This window comes from Flavobacterium sp. UBA4854 (assembly GCF_002399805.1).
Lineage (GTDB): Bacteria > Bacteroidota > Bacteroidia > Flavobacteriales > Flavobacteriaceae > Flavobacterium > Flavobacterium ginsengisoli.
This window is the reverse complement of record NZ_DHEI01000054.1, coordinates 10940-29658: the sequence shown is the minus strand read 5'-3', so window position 1 is coordinate 29658 and position 18719 is coordinate 10940. Positions and strand designations below refer to the sequence as shown.

The 18719-nt window shown below is 32.6% G+C and carries 22 protein-coding genes; 7 read left to right on the top strand and 15 right to left on the bottom strand.

Annotated elements, in window-relative coordinates; genetic code table 11:
* Positions 1 to 630 (top strand): DNA alkylation repair protein (locus B3J44_RS08100; RefSeq protein WP_286967679.1); only part of this gene is annotated, 630 nt, incomplete at its 5' end.
* A gap of 4 nt (positions 631 to 634) precedes the next feature.
* Here B3J44_RS08100 and B3J44_RS08095 read toward each other — a convergent pair.
* The 6 genes from B3J44_RS08095 to B3J44_RS08070 form a co-directional block, all read right to left on the bottom strand.
* On the bottom strand, positions 635 to 1207 hold the full coding sequence (locus B3J44_RS08095; protein WP_286967676.1) for a pentapeptide repeat-containing protein: 573 nt from the start codon (positions 1205 to 1207) through the stop codon (positions 635 to 637).
* Entirely contained in the window at positions 1195 to 1509 is a 315-nt protein-coding gene (locus B3J44_RS08090; protein ID WP_286967674.1) for a type II toxin-antitoxin system RelE/ParE family toxin, read from the bottom strand. The genes B3J44_RS08095 and B3J44_RS08090 overlap by 13 nt, the downstream gene beginning before the upstream one ends.
* Positions 1494 to 1724 (bottom strand): hypothetical protein, encoded by a 231-nt coding sequence (locus B3J44_RS08085; protein ID WP_286967672.1) that lies wholly within the window; start codon positions 1722 to 1724, stop codon positions 1494 to 1496. The genes B3J44_RS08090 and B3J44_RS08085 overlap by 16 nt, the downstream gene beginning before the upstream one ends.
* A gap of 27 nt (positions 1725 to 1751) precedes the next feature.
* Positions 1752 to 1973 (bottom strand): DUF6095 family protein, encoded by a 222-nt coding sequence (locus B3J44_RS08080; protein WP_286967671.1) that lies wholly within the window; start codon positions 1971 to 1973, stop codon positions 1752 to 1754.
* Positions 1974 to 2152: 179 nt separating this feature from the next.
* Positions 2153 to 2965, bottom strand: a complete 813-nt coding sequence (murQ, locus tag B3J44_RS08075) for an N-acetylmuramic acid 6-phosphate etherase (protein ID WP_286967669.1) — start codon at positions 2963 to 2965, stop codon at positions 2153 to 2155.
* 110 nt (positions 2966 to 3075) lie between these two features.
* Complete coding sequence (locus tag B3J44_RS08070; protein ID WP_286967667.1) at positions 3076 to 3276, bottom strand: hypothetical protein; 201 nt, start codon at positions 3274 to 3276, stop codon at positions 3076 to 3078.
* Positions 3277 to 3295: 19 nt separating this feature from the next.
* Here B3J44_RS08070 and B3J44_RS08065 point away from each other — a divergent pair, with 19 nt between their 5' ends.
* Positions 3296 to 4267: a helix-turn-helix domain-containing protein gene (locus tag B3J44_RS08065; RefSeq protein WP_286967665.1), complete on the top strand. Its 972-nt coding sequence runs from the start codon at positions 3296 to 3298 to the stop codon at positions 4265 to 4267.
* 156 nt (positions 4268 to 4423) lie between these two features.
* On the top strand, positions 4424 to 6802 hold the full coding sequence (locus B3J44_RS08060) for a TonB-dependent receptor domain-containing protein (protein ID WP_286967663.1): 2379 nt from the start codon (positions 4424 to 4426) through the stop codon (positions 6800 to 6802).
* A 70-nt stretch (positions 6803 to 6872) separates the two neighbouring features.
* Here the strand turns inward: B3J44_RS08060 and B3J44_RS08055 are convergent, their stop codons facing one another.
* Both B3J44_RS08055 and B3J44_RS08050 read right to left on the bottom strand, forming a co-directional pair.
* Positions 6873 to 7544, bottom strand: a complete 672-nt coding sequence (locus B3J44_RS08055) for a ZIP family metal transporter (protein WP_198857113.1) — start codon at positions 7542 to 7544, stop codon at positions 6873 to 6875.
* A 91-nt stretch (positions 7545 to 7635) separates the two neighbouring features.
* A complete protein-coding gene (locus B3J44_RS08050; RefSeq protein ID WP_286967661.1) occupies positions 7636 to 8400 on the bottom strand; it encodes a class I SAM-dependent methyltransferase in 765 nt (254 codons plus the stop codon).
* Between the two features lie 137 nt (positions 8401 to 8537).
* Between B3J44_RS08050 and B3J44_RS08045 the strand changes: the two genes are divergently transcribed.
* The 3 genes from B3J44_RS08045 to B3J44_RS08035 all read left to right on the top strand — a co-directional run bounded on the left by B3J44_RS08045 (position 8538) and on the right by B3J44_RS08035 (position 10792).
* Complete coding sequence (locus B3J44_RS08045) at positions 8538 to 9695, top strand: THUMP domain-containing class I SAM-dependent RNA methyltransferase (RefSeq protein WP_198857115.1); 1158 nt, start codon at positions 8538 to 8540, stop codon at positions 9693 to 9695.
* Positions 9696 to 9844: 149 nt separating this feature from the next.
* The gene (locus B3J44_RS08040) at positions 9845 to 10081 is read left to right on the top strand and encodes a hypothetical protein (protein WP_198857116.1); all 237 of its coding nucleotides are present in this window, start codon (positions 9845 to 9847) and stop codon (positions 10079 to 10081) included.
* A gap of 18 nt (positions 10082 to 10099) precedes the next feature.
* Positions 10100 to 10792, top strand: coding sequence for an aspartate/glutamate racemase family protein (locus B3J44_RS08035; protein ID WP_286967658.1), 693 nt, complete (start codon positions 10100 to 10102; stop codon positions 10790 to 10792).
* A 150-nt stretch (positions 10793 to 10942) separates the two neighbouring features.
* Here the strand turns inward: B3J44_RS08035 and B3J44_RS08030 are convergent, their stop codons facing one another.
* Genes B3J44_RS08030 through rlmD form a run of 3 tightly spaced genes read right to left on the bottom strand, consistent with a single transcriptional unit; the run spans position 10943 to position 13710 of the window.
* Positions 10943 to 11785: a DUF6048 family protein gene (locus B3J44_RS08030; RefSeq protein ID WP_286967657.1), complete on the bottom strand. Its 843-nt coding sequence runs from the start codon at positions 11783 to 11785 to the stop codon at positions 10943 to 10945.
* Positions 11757 to 12290, bottom strand: a complete 534-nt coding sequence (locus B3J44_RS08025; protein ID WP_198857119.1) for a DUF6452 family protein — start codon at positions 12288 to 12290, stop codon at positions 11757 to 11759. The genes B3J44_RS08030 and B3J44_RS08025 overlap by 29 nt, the downstream gene beginning before the upstream one ends.
* 7 nt (positions 12291 to 12297) lie before the next feature.
* On the bottom strand, positions 12298 to 13710 hold the full coding sequence (rlmD, locus tag B3J44_RS08020; RefSeq protein WP_198857120.1) for a 23S rRNA (uracil(1939)-C(5))-methyltransferase RlmD: 1413 nt from the start codon (positions 13708 to 13710) through the stop codon (positions 12298 to 12300).
* 330 nt (positions 13711 to 14040) lie between these two features.
* On the opposite strand from rlmD, the gene B3J44_RS08015 reads away from it, so the two are divergent.
* Positions 14041 to 14916, top strand: coding sequence for a sensor histidine kinase (locus B3J44_RS08015; protein ID WP_286967654.1), 876 nt, complete (start codon positions 14041 to 14043; stop codon positions 14914 to 14916).
* 53 nt (positions 14917 to 14969) lie between these two features.
* Here B3J44_RS08015 and B3J44_RS08010 read toward each other — a convergent pair whose 3' ends face one another.
* The 4 genes from B3J44_RS08010 to epsC all read right to left on the bottom strand — a co-directional run bounded on the left by B3J44_RS08010 (position 14970) and on the right by epsC (position 18304).
* Positions 14970 to 15383 carry a hypothetical protein gene (locus B3J44_RS08010; RefSeq protein WP_286967652.1) on the bottom strand — a complete coding sequence of 138 codons (414 nt, stop codon included), beginning with the start codon at positions 15381 to 15383 and terminating at the stop codon, positions 14970 to 14972.
* Between the two features lie 153 nt (positions 15384 to 15536).
* Positions 15537 to 16523: an aldo/keto reductase gene (locus B3J44_RS08005; RefSeq protein WP_286967650.1), complete on the bottom strand. Its 987-nt coding sequence runs from the start codon at positions 16521 to 16523 to the stop codon at positions 15537 to 15539.
* A gap of 100 nt (positions 16524 to 16623) precedes the next feature.
* The gene (gene cysM / locus B3J44_RS08000) at positions 16624 to 17511 is read right to left on the bottom strand and encodes a cysteine synthase CysM (protein WP_198857124.1); all 888 of its coding nucleotides are present in this window, start codon (positions 17509 to 17511) and stop codon (positions 16624 to 16626) included.
* Between the two features lies 1 nt (position 17512).
* Positions 17513 to 18304 (bottom strand): serine O-acetyltransferase EpsC, encoded by a 792-nt coding sequence (gene epsC, locus B3J44_RS07995; protein WP_198857234.1) that lies wholly within the window; start codon positions 18302 to 18304, stop codon positions 17513 to 17515.
* Between the last annotated feature and the right edge of the window lie 415 nt (positions 18305 to 18719).

Below are 18719 nucleotides of genomic sequence, written 5' to 3'. Positions count from 1 at the left end.
GAACCTATTTTAATGGATATTAGAAATTTGAAAAAGCAAACTGTCAATACCATAAATGAGACAATTGGCACAGGAATATTGACAGAATCAATTCTTAATAATGATTCTGATATAATTTCAACTATTTCTAACCATAAATCTGATTTGGTGCGATGTTGGTCTGCGTATACAATTGGAAAAAAATCTGAATTAACCATAGAAGAAGTGTTAGAACAAATTCAGTTTCTGGCGGCAGACAAACATTTTGGTGTAAGGGAAATTTCTTGGCTGGCCATTCGTTCCAATATTCTGAATAATTTAGAAAAAAGCCTTGAAATCTTATCTGAATGGACTTCTAGTGAAGACGAAAATATTCGACGCTTTGCAACCGAAGCAACAAGACCAAGAGGTGTTTGGTGCGAACATATTGAAGAACTTAAGAAAAGACCAGAATTAGCTTTGAAAATTTTAGATTCCCTAAAATCTGATTCTTCAAAATATGTGCAGAATAGTGTTGGAAACTGGCTGAATGATGCCAGTAAAACAAGACCAGATTTTGTAAAGAATTTATGTGAAAGATGGAAACGCGAAAGCCCTGTAAAAGAAACGCTGTACATTATAAAAAAAGCGCTCCGAACAATAGAAAAATAATTTGCTACACAATTTTAATATCGTATTTATCTAATAACCCGACAATTCCTTCGGTAGAAAATTGTGCTTTTTTCATCGGATTAAATTCAGGATCAATTTTGTAATTGTAAGCCGTTTTAAAATTGACCGATGCTAATTGTGTTTCGTTGAATATTGCACCGTCAAGGTTGCAGTTGTCAAAAACAGAGCTTGTTAAATTAGTTCCGATGAAAGTAACTTCACGAACAGAAGAATTAATGAATTTGGTTTTCGGCATTTTTTTATTAGAAAATAGCGCGTAATCCAAAACGCATTCATCAAAATAAACTTGAAATAAAAAATCATCACATTCGTTAAATGCAATTCCTAAAAGTTTGCAGTTTTTAAAAGTGACGTTTTTTAAACTTGTTCCAGCCAAACTAGTCATTGAGAGATTACAATCAATAAATTCGCAGTCGAGGAAAGTGTTAGAATTGAAATTACTGTTAGAAAAGTCACAGTTTTTAAAGACACAATCTTCAAACTCACGATTGTTTATTTTTTTATCGATATAAACAATTTTCTCAAATGTTTTCTGAATGTGAATTAGACTTTCCATGAATGTTTCTTAGGTTTTTGTGCATTATGGCGCACTCGAAGCATATAGATGTTTTCCTTTGTTATTTGATAAGACACAGCATAATCGTAAACAGAATAAACTCTAAAACTACCATCATTTTTGGTTTTCTGTTTATCAATTTTGTAAATTTCTGGCTGTGTTTTGAGTATTGTAGTACTGTCAAAAATAGTGTTAACTACTTTATCAGCAATTGTAATTGATTTGCTTTCAAAGAAAATGTAAAAATGAATGTCTTCTAATTGGCTCAAAGCATTGTTTGTCCAAATTATTTTCTTCCCCATTTTTTTGCAATTTCTTTAGCTTCATCTTCAGTATAAAAATCACCTCTTTTAATATCGTCTAAGGCGTTTTCAATATCTAAATTATAAGCTTCATCTGAGTTAATTGCGGTATTATTTATTGATTGTAAAAGATGTTTCAGTTTTTCAACAAAAGAGGGGTCTTTTACCTTATCAATTTCTTGATGAATCCAGTTTATTTCTGCTTGTATATCCATAACAAAGAATTTTAGTAAAGATACAAATTAGTCATTAAATATACCTTTCATTATGATTTTCAATCCCAAAAAGATTAAAACCATAGAGCCCAAACAGGCTACAATTCCAATTCCTAAAACCAGATAATGCCAATTGTTGCCTTGATTTTGAAAAGCATTGTAAATCAACGATGGCCCAAGAAACATCAAAGGCAATGCACCTGTCAAATATTTAATTCCTTTTCCTAATAATTGTTTGTTTGTTGCCATGTTTTTTGTTTCAAGTTTCAGGTTTCAAGTTGGTGGCTTGTATTTACTGCAAAGTACGCCAAGTTTTTTATATGCGAGGCTTTTATAATGGCAAAGTTCGCAAAGTTTTGGACAAAAACCTTGCGAACCTTGCATAAATCTTAGTACTGTTCGGCTAAATGACCACACAGAAAAACCTTTTATTTTTTATAATTATCAACAGCATTTCTTACGCTGCCATATTTTTTCAATAATTCAGAAGCTTCGTCGTACGAAACTGAAATTTCGTCCATAATCATTTTTACGCCTCGGTCAACCAATTTCACATTGCTTAACTGCATATCGACCATTTTATTGCCTCTTACTTTTCCAAGCTGAATCATTGCTGCAGTCGAAATCATGTTTAAAACCAATTTTTGTGCAGTACCAGCTTTCATTCTTGAACTTCCAGTTACAAATTCTGGTCCAACTACAACTTCAATAGGAAATTGAGCTGTCAAAGCCAACGGACTTCCTGCATTACAAGTAATGCATCCTGTAATAATATTATTCTCATTACAAGTTTCTAAACCGCTAATAACATATGGAGTTGTACCAGAAGCAGCGATTCCGATAACCACATCGTTTGAATTGATATTATGATTTTGAAGATCGATCCAAGCATTTGTTGTACTATCTTCAGCGTTTTCTACTGCGCGTCTAATGGCTGTGTCGCCACCTGCAATAATGCCATTTACTAAATCAAAAGGAACGCCAAAAGTTGGCGGACATTCTGAAGCATCAACAACACCAAGTCGGCCAGAAGTTCCTGCTCCAATATAAAACAATCTGCCGCCTAGCTTTAATTTTGCTACTATTTGCGGAATCAAAGCCTCTATTTGGGGCAAAGCTTTTTCGACTGCATAAGGCACAGTTTTGTCTTCTTGATTTATATTAGATAACAATTCATGAACAGACATCTTCTCTAAATGTTCATATTTTGAGGCTTGTTCAGTGGTTTTTGTAAATGTCATTTTATCGTTATTTAGACTCGTCAAAATTAATATAATTTATCTCAATCTTGCAAAGTCTCAGAGATTTAAAATCATTTTTTTTCTTCTATTTTTTCTGTTTAAAGACGGTTTTAATTAGGCTTTGTTACAAAAACGAAAATATTATATTTGTTTAATATTAAAAGATGGATGGATAAATTAGTTTTGCTAGAGGGAATTGCCCGAATTTGTGTTTTTGTTTCTTTGCTGATGGCATTTTTTCTGCTGACAGTAAAAACCGAAAATAAATTGGCCAATCGTTTATTTGCTTTCTTTTTTATTTTTTCAGCCATTGATCTCAGCGGATTTTTTATGTACTTATATACAGAAGATCATCGAAATCTGGAGATTTTCAGATCGACATTCTGTTTATTAGGAATGCCATCGTTCTACTTGTATGTATTGGCGGTTTGTTATTCTGATTTTCGACTAAAATGGAAACATTTGGTTCATGTGCTTCCTTTTATAATTGTTAATTTAATTTTTATACCCAGAATATATTCAAGTATAAACGAAGGAAGTTTTATTGGCCCACTAAATTCAATGTCTGAGATTTATTTTATTCAGATTTTAATCGAATTTCAATATGTCTTTTATATTGTAAGTGTATTTTTAATTCTAAAAAAATATAAAGAAATCTATCTGGAAAATTACGCCAATCCAAGTATTTCGGCTTATAAATTTCTTTTTCAAATGACCTGCGTATTTCTAATCGCACATTCTATTGTAGCTTTAAAAAATGTACTGAGATACAGCGGTTTTAGGGAAGTTTTTCTATGGGCAAACGTATTGGTTGGAACAATAGCGCTATTTATAACTTGCTGGTTTATAATGAAAGCATTGAAACATCCAGAACTTTTTAGAGGTGTAAATTCTAAATTAGTATTAACGAAAGATATTCTTCCAGAAATTGAAGAAAAGCCAGAAACAGTCAATAAACAAAATGATTTGATCGGCACTCAAATAGCTACATTAAAACAATATATGACAGAGAAAGAACCCTTTCTTGATCCGTCGCTTACCATTCAAGAATTGGCTAATCAAATAAATATTCCAGTTCGCGATTTATCTATTTTAATTAATCATCATATCGATCAGCATTTTTTTGATTTTGTAAATGAATATCGCATTCAAAAAGCGATGCATATTTTAAAAGATCAAACCAAAAGTCAGCTTACGGTTCTAGAAATATTGTACGAAGTTGGTTTTAACTCCAAATCTTCTTTTAATACTTCATTTAAAAAATATACCAATTTAACTCCGACAGCGTACAGAAGAGGTTGAAAATAAAGGCTTTGTAAAAAGTCGAACGCTTTGTCGCATAAAGTCGAACCAATTTCTAATGGAGAAAATGGTTCGACTTTTTTTTGTCGGTCGCGTAAGGAGATTTTCTAAGGCAACTTTGCTTCAAATTAATCGAACAAGTTAAAATTAGAAATCATGAAAAAATTAAATCTCCTAATCTTATTACTATTGCCTTTATTTTGTTTAGCGCAATCAACATTAAAAGGAAAAGTAGCTAGCGAAACCAAATCTTTAGAATGGGCCGAAATTTCGATATTAAATATGGAAGGAAAAATTATTGATGGAACTACAACTAAAGAAGATGGCTCTTTTGAAGTAAATCTTAAAAATGGATTTTATAAAATTGAAATTAGCCTTTTAGGTTTTACTGCTTATGAAAAAGAAATTTCATTAGAAAAAAATACAGATTTAGGAACTATTGTTCTTAAAGAAAACGAAACCAAATTAGTTGAAGTTGTGGTTCAGTCAAAAAAGAAAACTATTGAGCAGAAAACAGATCGTTTGGTTTACAACCTAGAAAATAATGTAACAACAACTGGCGGAGATGCGTTAAGTGCCATTAATACAGCGCCTGGAGTTGTAGTTAAAAATGATGTAATAACCATTTTAGGAAAAGGAACTTCGCGTGTTATGATCGACGGACGTTTGATTGAATTGACTGGTGAAGAATTGAATAATTTCTTGAAATCTATTTCGGCTGCTGACATTAAAAATATTGAAGTAATAAGCAATCCGCCTGCAAAATATGAAGCCGATGGAACAGGAGGTTTGATTAATATTATTATGAAAAAAGGAGCTCGCGATTCATGGAAAAATTCGACTACAGTTTCTTACGACCAGAATAAATACGGAATTTATACTTTGAGAGATAATTTCTTCTACAGCAAAAATAAGTTTAGATTTTCGGCAAGTGTGAATGGCAGAACGGGATATAAAAATTCTATAGAAAACCTAGATATGTATTTTCCTGACGGTCTTTCAAAAATGGATGCCGATACAAAAGTTAAAAACGAGAATTTTTCAGGAAAATTAGCTTTAGACTACGATTTGTCTAAACGCACAACAATTGGTTTTCAGTTTATGAATGATAGAAATAATCCTGATTTTGGATCGAATATTAGAATCGAAAAATACAATATAGAAAACGAATTGCAGAATGTAACATTAAATAAAAGTTTTACAGATAAAGGTTCTAAAAATCAGACGTACAATGCACATTTGATTACCAAATTAGATTCCTTAAATAGAAAATTGTCTTTTGATGTGGATTATTTCAATTATAATTCAAAATTCGATAGAGATTTTATAGCCAACAATTATAATTCAGATATGGAATTTATCGATATCAATCAGGCAGGACGAAATATTTCGAATCAAGATATTGATAACTGGAGTTTTAAGGCAGATATGGAACATCCGTTTCAAACTTTTAATTTGTCTTATGGAGCAAAAATGAGCTTTACAAATAGTATAAGCGATGTGGTTTTTTATAATACAATTACAGGAATACCAGAATTAGATCCTAGTCAGTCAAATCGATTTAAATACACTGAAAATAATCAGGCTGTTTATATTAACGGAGATAAAAAAATAAATGAAAAGTGGAACTTGCAAATGGGTTTACGACTTGAAAATACGCAGACTAACGGATTTTCTGAAACGATGAATCAGGAAAATGTAAATGATTATTTAAAGCTATTTCCAACTTTTTATACTTCGTACAAAAAGAATGACAACAATACTTTTAGTTTGAATTATGGAAAGAGAATCAATAGACCGCGTTTTGATTTACTGAATCCGTTTAGAGTTTATATTAATAGCAATAGTTATTCTGAAGGAAATCCGTTTTTAAAGCCTTCATTTAGTGATAATTTTGAATTGGCACATTCTTATAAAGAGGTTTTAAGAACAAGTATTTTTGTAAACGCTATTACAAACGGATACGGGGTTGTTTTTACTTCAAATCCAGAAACGAATACGCAAATTGTAACTCGCGAAAACTATTATAAAGGCTTAAATTATGGTTTAGGCGAAACTTATTCGGCAACTTTGGCAGATTGGTGGCAAAGTGAAAATACCTTATACTTTTTGGGTTCAGAAACAAAGTTTATAAAAGATATTAATGCAACGCCATCAAACAGTTTACAAATTGATTTTACAACGAATAATACTTTCGTTTTAGGAAAAAATACGAAACTTCAAGTTGATTTTAATTATAGTTCGCCTTTTAAAAGTGGTTTGTATGAGGTTGGTTATGTTTCAAGTTTTGATATTGGTTTCAAACAAGATTTGTTGAATAAAACACTTCAGATTGCATTCTTGGCCAATGATATTTTTAATACTTCTTATTTAAAAGATTTTACTTCGGTTGTAAATGGCGTGAAACAGGTTTACAGTCAAAATGAAAGCAATCGTTTTGTTCGTTTGTCTGTGATTTACAATTTCGGAAATAAAAAAATTAACGTGAAGGAGCGTAATTTTGGAAATCAAGAGGAGAGAAAGAGAGCTAACTAAATTTGATAATTAGATAATGAGTCAATTAGAAAATTATTAAAGTATCTAATTGACTCATTGCCTAATTAATTTATTTTAAAAAGAATGCCAATAAAATTCCTAGAACAATCATAGAAACTTTTGCAACATTGAATTTATGCCCTTCGCTGCTTTCAAAAATGATTGTTGATGAAATATGGAATAAAATTCCGATTACGATTGCTGTTATTTCGGTGTAATATTTACTTAAAAAAGGCAAATATTCTGAAGCTACAGTTCCTAATGGTGTCATGAGTGCAAAAGTCAGCATGAAGACAAAAATGGCTTTTTTATTTAAATCGGCATTAATGAAAAATGTCGTTAAAATAACCGCAATTGGCAAATGGTGAATGGCAATTCCGACTGCTAAACCATGATGGTGACTAACCGGAAAACCTTCTAAAAAGGCATGAATGCAAAGACTGATAAACAAAAGCCACGGAATCTGAGACATTTTTGCATGTCCGTGAACATGTCCGTGTTCGGCACCTTTTGAGAAAAATTCGAGTACGATCTGAAATAAAATCCCGACCATTATAAAGATTCCGATATTATGATTGTGCGATTCGTAAACATCTGGTAGAAGATGCATTACGGTTAACGACAATAAAAAAGAACCGCTAAATGCGAGTAGTAATTTTAAATTATTTTTGTTTTCTGGTTTTATGAATAAAGCTATGCCATATCCTAAAAGTACAGAAAATAAGGGTAATAAATAGTTCATTTTTATTTTGTTTAATCGTTGATTCGTTTAATCGGTTAATTGTTTTTTTGTTTAGCGATTAAACGGTTAAACAATTAAACGATTAACCAATTTACTTAAAAATCATGATTAATCTTTCGCTTTCGGTTTTATGGAATTTTTTGAGTTTATAGTCTCCAAAAATGTCTAGAAGGAAAATTCCAGCTTCGTCCATTAAATCCTGAAAGTCTTTCAAAGTTAGTGCTTTTACTTTTTCTGTAAAATGATATTTTCTGCCTTGGTCTTCAAAATCAATTTCTTTAAAAATATGACCATCTTCAAGATATCTTTTGATGTGAAAATCTATTTCATCAACCGTTTTTACTTCTTCAGGAACAAGATTTTCAATAACGTTTGGCACGTTCATAAAGTCAATGACTGCAAAGCCGTATTCAGATAAACTTTCCTTAATTGCTTTTAAAGTTGTTAGGTTGTCGTCGTCGCTTTCGAAGTAACCGAAACTGGTGAAAAGATTAAAAATAGCATCAAATTTTTCTTCAAACGGTTCGCGCATATCGTGCACTTTAAAATGAAGTGTTTCGTTGCTGTTTTTGCTAGCTTCGGCAATGCTATTTTCAGACAAATCTGCTCCCAAAACATCGTAGCCCAATTGATTTAAATAAATAGAATGACGGCCTTTTCCGCATGCTAAATCCAATACTTTTGCTTTCTCAGGCAAATTAAGATAATGCGTTAAATTGTCCATGAAAACCTGAGCTTCACGATAATTACGATCCTTATAAAGAATGTGATAATATGGCGTGTCAAACCACGAAGAATACCAGTTTTGATTGTCGTCTTCTTGATTCTGGATTGGTGCGTTATGTTTTTCAGACATTTATTCTATTTCAATTAATTCAAAAGTCCGGCAAATTTAGTGTATTTTTGCCGAAAAATAACTATTTCGCTTCGATACGTGTTTATACCAGTATAATAAAATGTTATAGCGATTGGCTTTTTTTAATTAAAAAAGAAATGGAAGAAAATTTTAAAATGATTGCCAAATGTTTTTTTGGCTTTGAAGAAATATTAGAAAAGGAATTACGCACACTTGGCGCTCAGGATGTTGAAAAAGGTGTGAGAATGGTGAGCTTTAAAGGTGATAAAGGTTTTATGTATAAAGCCAATTTGTCTTTGCGTACAGCTCTTAAAGTTTTAAAGCCAATTTATTTTTTTAGAGCTAATAATGAGCAGGCTTTGTACAAAGGAATTTCTGGGTTAAACTGGTCAAAATATTTAAATGCAAATCAAACTTTTGTGATCGATACTACAGTGCATTCTACTTATTTCAATCATTCTGAATTTGTTTCTCAGAAATGCAAAGATGCGATTGTAGATCAGTTTAGAGAGAGAACAGGGCAACGTCCGAGTATTGATAAACAGCATCCAGATTTGCGTATTAATATTCATATTGATAGAGATCAGGTTTCTGTAGCTTTAGATACTTCTGGAGCATCGCTTCATCAGCGTGGCTATAGAACTGCTACCAATATTGCGCCTATTAATGAGGTATTAGCCGCTGGAATTCTTTTATTATCGGGTTGGGATGGACAAAGTCATTTCCTTGATCCAATGTGTGGTTCTGGAACTTTTTTGGCAGAAGCAGCTATGATTGCTTGCAATATTCCAGCAAACATCAACAGAAAAGAATTTGCTTTTGAAAAATGGAAAGATTGGGATAATGATCTATTTGATACAATTGTCGATAGTTTAATGAAAAAGACAAGAGAGTTTCATTATACAATTAAAGGTTTTGATAAAGCACCAAGTGCGGTTAGCAAAGCCAAAGACAATATCAGAAATGCCAATTTAGAGGATTATGTAACTGTTTTTGAAGAGAACTTCTTTGACACGGAAAAAGAAACAGAAGGTAAACTCCATATCGTTTTTAATCCACCTTATGATGAGCGTTTAGATATTCACATGGAAAGATTCTATGCTAGTATTGGAGACACTTTAAAGAAAAATTATCCAGGTACAGACGCTTGGTTTATTACTGCCAATCTAGAAGCGTTAAAATTTGTCGGATTAAAACCTTCAAGAAAAATCAAACTTTTTAACGCAAGTCTTGAAGCTCGTTTGGTAAAATACGAAATGTACGAAGGAAGTAAGAGAACAAAATTTCAGGTCTAAGCTTCTAAGATGCTAAGATTCTGAGATGCTAAGAATTTTGGTAAAATGAAAAATATAATTTAAAATAAATTTAAGTTTCTAAGATTATAAGCGGCAAGGAGAAAAACTTAGCATCTTAGCATCTCAGAACCTTAGCAACTATAAAAAAAATGTCAAAACTACAACTACGAGCTTTTTTATATCAATTAGCAGCTTTTGCAATCCTTTTTCTTGCATTTAGATATTTGATTGCGGCTTACACAGGATTAACTGGAATTTGGATTCCGATGACTGCGTTTGTAATTGGAACTATTATTGGACCTAAATTTCAAGCTGTGAGAACTAAAGATGGTGAAAAGCTTTTTATGAAATGGCTTTTTGTAAAAGGAATCAAAGAAATTCAATAATATAAAAAAAAAACTTATATGAGAAAAATTGGGCTTATTGGTGGAATCAGCTGGGTTTCTACTTCTGATTATTATACTTTAATTAATAAAGGAATTAATGAAAAACTCGGTGGACTGAATTTCTCTGAATGTCTAATTTACTCTTTTAATTATGCCGATATTAAAAAGAATAACGATGCCAACGATTGGGATTCTACTTTTAATATGCTTTTGAAAGCTGCAGAAGTTTTAAAGTCGGGTGGGGCAGAAGCGATTCTTTTATGCGCCAATACGATGCATTTAATTGCTGATAGATTACAGCAAGCTATTGATATTCCTCTTATTCATATTGCAGAAGAAACAGCAATTGAAATTCAAAAGAAAGAAATAAAAAAGGTAGGTTTGTTAGGGACAAAGTTCACTATGGAATTAGATTTCTTCAAAGACAAACTTGCTGAAAAAGAAATTGAAACTATAATTCCAAATTCAGAAGCGGATAAAGATTTTATTCATTATACCATTTTTGAAGAACTTGGAAGAGGAATTGCAACCGAAGAAACGAAAAAGCGTTATCTAGAAATTGCAAATGAATTGATTAAAAATGGAGCCGAAGGAATTATTCTAGGCTGTACTGAAATTCCGTTGGTAATAAAAGAAGGCGACTTAAACGTTCCAATTTTTGATACCACTTTAATACACACGCAAGCAGCAATTAATTTTCAATTGTTTTAATTGTGAGTTGCCAAGGTTCTAAGTTTACAGTTCTTAGAACTAATGCCTTAACAACATAAAAAAAGCGAAAAATTCAAGTTGAGTTTTTCGCTTTTTTTAATCTATCTTAGTGTCTCAGAGTCTTAGCAACTTAGAATCTTAACAAAAAAACTATTTCTTCTTCTTAGGTTCTACTTTTTTTGCAACTTCAGATGCCATTGTTTTTTTCTTGTAAATCGGAATAAAATAAGAAACGGTATAATTGAAACCAATTCCGAAACTTCCGTCATAAGTTCGGTTAAATCCTGGAATATAAAGGTTTTCGAAATTATTCGGTTCTTTATTAGTAGTAAGAAGTTTAAGCTGAACACCAAATCCAACAAAAACGTTTTTAACAACTTGCGCTTTTAATCCTAAAGCAACTTCAATCCAAGTGGCTGTAAGTCCGCTATATTTTTCGTTAGTCGATATTGCAGGTAATTCTCCCCAATATGGATTTGGATTATAGATTTTGTAACTATATAATTCTTGGTTAAAACTACTAAAACCGCCACGTAATCCTATCGTGATAAGGTTTTCCATGTCAAGCCAGTTTTGGTAAAAGTTATAATCAAAACCTGCTTTTATATACGTTCCTGTAGCCGACGAAGTTAAACGGTCGTCTTCGGTAGTTTTATCTTCGTAACCTAATTCTGCCGCTAAATAATATTTTTTTGTTAATCGCCAGTCTCCTACAAATTCTACTCCTTTATAATTTTTGTCATAAATGCCGCGAGTAAGTTTGTATAAATCAACACCAACGCGAAGCCCGTAGCGATCTGTTTTTACAACGCTATCTATTGGAGTTTGAGCTTCCTGAATTTGTGGCTTTACTGCTTTTACAGTTTCTGTTTTTGGCTTTTTAGTCACTATCGTGTCCATATTTTTAGAAATCTCAGGAACATCCTGAGCATAACCTAAAAACACTGAAAATAATAATGAAATACTAGAAATAAACGTTAATGTGTGTTTCATTTTCAGATTCAATGTTAGGGTTTACTAAATCAACTTCGGTCATCCATAGAACAGAGTCTGGATCGGTTTGTATAAATGGTGGTCTGCTCTTTAATTCAAAAATGGTTTTAAAACCACAAGCTCTTGAAACATACACATTTTTTGTAGTGTATCTAAATTTAATAATATCTGTATTAATAGCAGTTGTGCTTAATGAACTATAAATAAATTTGAAAGTTGATGTAGTATCATTAACCTTCAAAGGAATTGATACTGAACTTCCGCTGGTTACATATCTCAATGAATCATCTTCTGCAAGACTTTCATTAAAAACAATTCCCTCTTTCATGTTTTCACCAATAACTTTTAGATTGGTAACATTTTTTGTTTTTGTCGGATTAGATATATCATAAAATGTCATAACCAATCTTGGTGTAGTTGGTGTGTTAGAATCACAGATATCATCTTTCTCGCAGCTAGATAAGCCGAAAGTAAAGAGCAGTAAAAGAGAGATTAATTTTTTCATGTATTTTTTATCGAAGTTCTAAAAGTACAACATTTTCTACGTGATGTGTCTGCGGAAACATATCTACAGGTCGCACACGCGTTACTTTGTATTTTTCGTCCATTAAAGCCAAATCACGTGCTTGTGTCGCAGAATTACAGCTTACATAAACTACTCTTTTTGGAGCAATTTTTAAGATTTGTTCTACTACATCCTTATGCATTCCGTCGCGAGGCGGATCTGTAATAATAACATCTGGTTTTCCGTGTTGTGCAATAAAAGCTTCATTAAATACTACTTTCATGTCACCAACAAAAAACTCGCAATTTGTAATATTATTGCGTTCAGCATTGGCTTTCGCATCAATAATCGCTTCAGGAACACTTTCTACTCCAATTACTTTTTTTGCTTTTTTAGAAACGAATTGTGCAATTGTTCCAGTTCCTGTATATAAGTCATAAACTACTTCATTTCCTGTAAGGCCAGCAAAATCGCGTGTTATCTTATATAATTCATATGCTTGATCAGAATTGGTTTGGTAGAAAGATTTAGCGTTAATACTGAATTTTAAACCTTCCATTTCTTCCAAAATGTAATTTCTTCCTTTATAAAGAATGACGTCCTGATCATAAATTGTATCGTTTGGTTTTCCATTTACTACATACTGAAGCGATGTGATTTCTGGAAATTTCTCGTATAAATGGTCAAGAATTAATTCTCGATTTTCTTTGTCTTCTTCAAAAAATTGAATTAAAACCATGATTTCGCCAGTTGAAACCGTACGAATCATAACTGTTCTTAATAATCCGGAATGTTCTCTCGGATTGAAAAAAGCTAAATTATGCTCATTTGCAAAAGCTCGGATTTCGTTACGAATGGCATTTGAAGGATCTTCTTGTAAATGACATTTGTTGATGTCAAGAATTTTATCCCACATTTTAGGAATATGGAATCCTAAAGCATTTCGGTTGCCTAAATCTTCAGTGCTTCCAATTTCTTTCTCTGTAAGCCATCTGCTGTTAGAAAAAGAAAATTCCATTTTATTTCTATAGAAAAACTGTTTTTCAGAACCTAAGATATCTTCAAATTCTGGAAGTTCGATTTTTCCTATTCTTTGTAAGTGATTTTTAACTTCATTTTGTTTAAATGCAAGTTGCTGGCTGTATTTCATATTCTGCCATTTACAACCTCCACATACTCCAAAATGTTCGCAGATTGGCTCTACTCTATATTCAGATAATTCGTGAAATTTTACAGCTTTACCTTCGTAATAAGCCTTTCTTTTTTTTAATGTCTGCACGTCTACAACATCTCCAGGCACGACATTCGGAATAAAGATTACTTTTCCGTCAGGTGCTTTAGCTACTGAAACTCCTTTTGCACCAGCATCAAGAACTTGAATTTGATGAAAGACAATTTTGTCTGTATTTTTTCTTCCCATAGCGCAAAAATAAGCCTTTGAAAACTTTTACAAATTTAATTTTAGAAAAAATTTAGAAATTCTTCAAAATATTAGTTTAATTGGGTATAAAAGTTAATTTTGTTTTTGTAATAAGCCCAATAAAATTACATATTAACCTACTATCTATATCTTTTTATGAAGTTGTATCGCAAACTCTCACAAATCAGCTTTCTTAAAAAAAGTTATGCTTTCAAATTTTTGTTCGTTGCTTTTATCGGTATTCATATTCCTCTAATCGGAATCTTGTTTTTTATTTTATTTTTTGAACATAAGGTGTCGCCAACTTCGGTTCTCATTTTTTCTTTAATTATGACATTATTCGCAACAGCAGCAACACTTTGGGTTCTAAATAAGCTGATAAAACCAATTGCAACAGCCTCAAAAGCATTAGATGATTATAGAGGTTCAAGAAAAATGCCCGCTTTACCAACAGAATATATAGACGAAGCAGGACTGCTTTTGTGTAATATACAGGAATCTATTAATGAAGCGGAAACTTTTATAAACGAAAAGCAGGATTTGGTCTACATGCTTTCTCATGATTTGAAGAATTTTGCAGGAAATCCGCAAGGTTTAGCCAAGCTGATTATTAGTGAAAATCCATCAGAATCGGTTAAAAATTTGGCTGAGTTGATTTGTGAATCGACTGAGTTACAATTTCGATACATTGAAAATTTCATCAAATTGCTAAAAGAACAAGATGAAATTGTAAAAGTAAGCCAAGAATCTAAAACGGTTTTGTTCTCTAATATCGTTCCTTTTATTAACGAACAAGTAGAGCAACGTTTGTTGGATAAAAATGTAAGGTTAGATTTAGTCTTAGATTGCGAGAAAGCAAATTTGAAAATAGATGAAGGGCTTTTAATTCAAGTTTTAGTAAATCTAATTAGCAACGCGGTTAAGTTTTCTTACTTTGACAGCGAAATTAAAGTTAGAATCTTTTCTGAAAATGCCAAACTGATTGTCACTGTAAAAGACAACGGGATGGGCTTTGATAAAAACCAGATAGAAGAATTGTTTAAAAAGTTCACAAAAATGAGCCGACTAGGAACTGCAAACGAAGGTTCTACAGGAATCGGATTGTATTTGTGCAAAAAAATAATTGAAAGAAACAAAGGGCGATTAACTGCTTCGAGTGAAGGAAAAAATAAAGGCGCAGAATTTAGAATTGAATTTGATGCCTAAATTTTAAAAAAAAAGGCTGCTAAGATTTTAATTCTTGGCAGCCTTTTATATTTTTAATGTAAAACATTCTCAAAAGATAATTGTGGTTTGTTATCAACACATTTTACTCCTGACGGGATGTTGTGCTGTGTGCAAGGTGGCGTATCTGCAAGGAATCCCCATTTTTTATTGATATATGCTTTGTGCGCATTATACTGTTCAATTTTCTTTTCTAGAACAGATAAAGTTGCTTTTTTCGAATATAAAATATATCCTCCAGTTGCAGAACAGGGACTGTCTGTCATTTTTACAAAACCCCATTCTGCAGGATTAAAACAAGATTCAGTATTGACTTTTGAGTATGTGATGACGTCGTTATACAAACTTTCAAGCTTTGCTGTGTCTTCTTCTTGTGTTGTAGTGTCATCATTACTGCAGGAAAAGCATATAAGCGAAGCTGCAAATAATATAAAACTTAGTTTTTTCATAGTATGGTTTTATGATTAGTTTTATTATTAGATGCGCTAATAAAGAAAAGGTTGCGTGAGAGTTAGAGGGAATTTTCTCTCAAAAGTTTTGTGGTTTTTTAAGATGCTGAAATTTTTTATAATTTCAGCATCTTAAGATGTTTTATATATGATTTACCAAAGCTGATGAACAGAAGGCTTGATAAGATTATTGTAGATTTTATTCATTGCAGCAATCTGCTCTGAAGTTAATTTTGGAGTGTCATAAACAGATAAATTCGATAAAACGTGTTCTGTTTTTGATGCTCCAGGAATAATACAGCTTATTTCATCGAAACTTAAAATCCATTGAAGGGCAATTGCAGCGAGATTTTTTGACTCTGGAAATAAGTCTTTTAATTGTTCAACTGCTTTTAAACCTAATTCATAGTCAATTCCAGAAAAAGTTTCACCCTTATCGAACGCTTCTCCGTTACGATTAAAATTTCGGTGATCCTGAGGTTCAAAAGTTGTTTTCGAATCAAATTTACCTGTTAGAAGTCCGCTTGCTAAAGGAACTCTAGCAATAATTCCGATATCCTTCTTTTTGGCTTCTGAGAAAAATAACTCAGAAGGACGCTGACGAAACAAATTGAAAATAATCTGAACTGTTGTTACATTAGAATATTCGATTGCTTTTAGAGCTTCTTCTACTTTTTCAACACTTACGCCAAGATTAAGAATTTTCCCCTGCTCTTTTAGTCTGTCAAAAAGTTCAAATATTTCTGGGCGATAGTAAACTTCAGTTGGCGGACAATGCAACTGAATCAAATCAAGTGTTTCTAATCCTGTTCTTTTTAAACTGTCTTCGACAAATTTCTGAAGCACTTTTGACGTATATCCTTCATTTACATGCGGATTTATTTGGCGTCCGCATTTTGTAGCAACAAAAATACGTTCAGAACGAGAGCGAACCACTCTTCCAACGGCAGTTTCGCTTAATCCATTTTCATAAACATCGGCGGTATCGATAAAGTTTACACCATTATCAATAGCGGTATTCAAAAGTTCATCGGCTGTTTTGTCGTCAAAACCCGATCCCCATTTTCCGCCAACTTGCCAAGTACCAAGTGAAATTTCAGATATATTAAAGTTTGTTTTTCCTAGTTTTCTGTAGTTCATTTTTTTAGGTTCAAAGGTTCAGAGGAGCAAAGTTACAAAGGTTTATGCACAAAGATTATAACCTTTGCACCTCTGAACCTTTGTAGCTTTGTTCCTTGTTTTAATCAAATAAATCCGAAGATAAATAACGATCGCCTCTATCGCAGATAACGGCAACCACAACTCCAGATTCTAATTGTTCGGCAATTTTTAAGGCAACAGCAACAGAACCTCCGCTGCTCATTCCTGCAAAAACGCCTTCTTCTAGAGCTAGTCTTTTGGTCATTGCACGTGCTTCTTCTTCGCTCACATCGATAACCGTATCAACTTTAGAAGCATCAAATATTTTAGGAAGATATTCTTGTGGCCATTTACGGATACCAGGAATCTGAGATCCATCGCTTGGTTGTGCGCCAACAATCTGAACGTTCGGATTTTTTTCTTTCAAATAAGTTGAAGTTCCTATAATTGTTCCTGTTGTTCCCATAGCCGATACGAAATGAGTAACCGTTCCGTCAGTATCGTTCCAAATTTCAGGCCCAGTTGTTTTATAGTGTGCTTTCCAGTTATCGTCATTGGCAAACTGGTTTAGCATCAAATAACCACCTTGTGCTACTTTTTTATCAGCATAATCTCTAGAACCAATAATGCCTTCGCTCGCAGGAGTAAGAATAACTGTCGCACCATAAGCACGCATAGTCTGAGTGCGTTCTTTTGTAGAATCTTCTGGTAAAACCAATTCAATTTCGATACCAAATAATTGAGCAATCATAGCAAGAGCAATTCCAGTATTTCCGCTGGTTGCCTCAATTAATTTATCTCCTTTTTTGATGTCGCCTCTTTCCAACGCTGCAGCGATCATATTGTATGCTGCTCTATCTTTGACACTTCCTCCTGGATTATTTCCTTCCAGTTTCAGTAAAAGTTTTACATTTTTATTTTTGACTAGATTGACAGTCTCCATAAGTGGAGTGTTGCCAATTAGGTTTAATAATTTATGTGAATTCATGTTATTTTTTTTCTTTTATTTTAACTTCAGTAGTAGTGGTGTTTAAAACGATAGAATCTTCAGGAATAGATTTCGTAACCCACGCATTTCCTCCAACAACACTGTTTTTTCCAATTATAGTTTCTCCGCCAAGAATTGTAGCGTTGGCGTAAATGCAAACATTTGCCTCAACAGTTGGGTGTCTTTTTGCATTTTTCATCTCTTTACTTACGCTTAATGCACCAAGCGTAACGCCCTGATAAATTTTCACATGTTTCTTGATTACAGTAGTTTCGCCAATTACGATACCTGTTGCGTGATCGATGAAAAATGGCGATGCAATATCGGCTCCTGCATGAATATCTGTACCCGTAATTCTATGTGCGTATTCGCTCATTAATCGAGAAAAAAGCAATAAATCAAGATGATATAACTCGTGGCTTAGTCTGTAAATTGCAATGGCATAAAAACCAGGATAACCTAAGTATACTTCGTCGATGCTGTTTGAAGCGGGATCATTTTCAAGGATATATTCGGCATCCTGATTTAGTTTTTCTAGAACTCCCGGAAGTTTTTCTAAAAAGCGATCCCAAATAGATTCACATAAATTTTGGGGCTTTTTGCAGGCCAAAACAGCAATTTCTTTAAAACGAAATTCTAATTCGTCAATGCTTTCGTCTAGCGCTGCATTAGAATCAAAAAGAGTATAAAAAAGCTTTTCTGTAAAGTCTTCTGTTTTGGTTTTAATGCCGTAATTTATGTGTGAATGGCTTTTTAAAGCTCTTATATTTTGTATGATATTTTCTTTTGTCACAATGGTAAAAATGAATGAATAATTTTGGAACGTTAAAAGTAAGGCGTTTTTTGGAAATAAAATCACGATTTAACTAAAGAAATTTACTTCACAAAGTTAGATTTGTGATAAAAGGCAGATTGCAAGCTGTTCTTTTTTATGCAATTCTTAAGAAGTTAATTACGTAAATTAGCTTTCAAAATATATTAAAATGGAAAACAAACAAACATTTAAAAGTGCAGTTTCGGGGCTTTCTTTTGAGGAGAAATGAGAAAATTTGGGGTAAGAGATATACACGATCCTATTTTGGGATTAATTAAAAAAGGAATACCCAGATTTCAGCACAGAAGACTGCATTTCTGTAAATGAACTAAATCTTTACCGTCAAAAATATATTTCAAATTACCTTTCTACTGAAATCGGAGCGCTTTCTGCT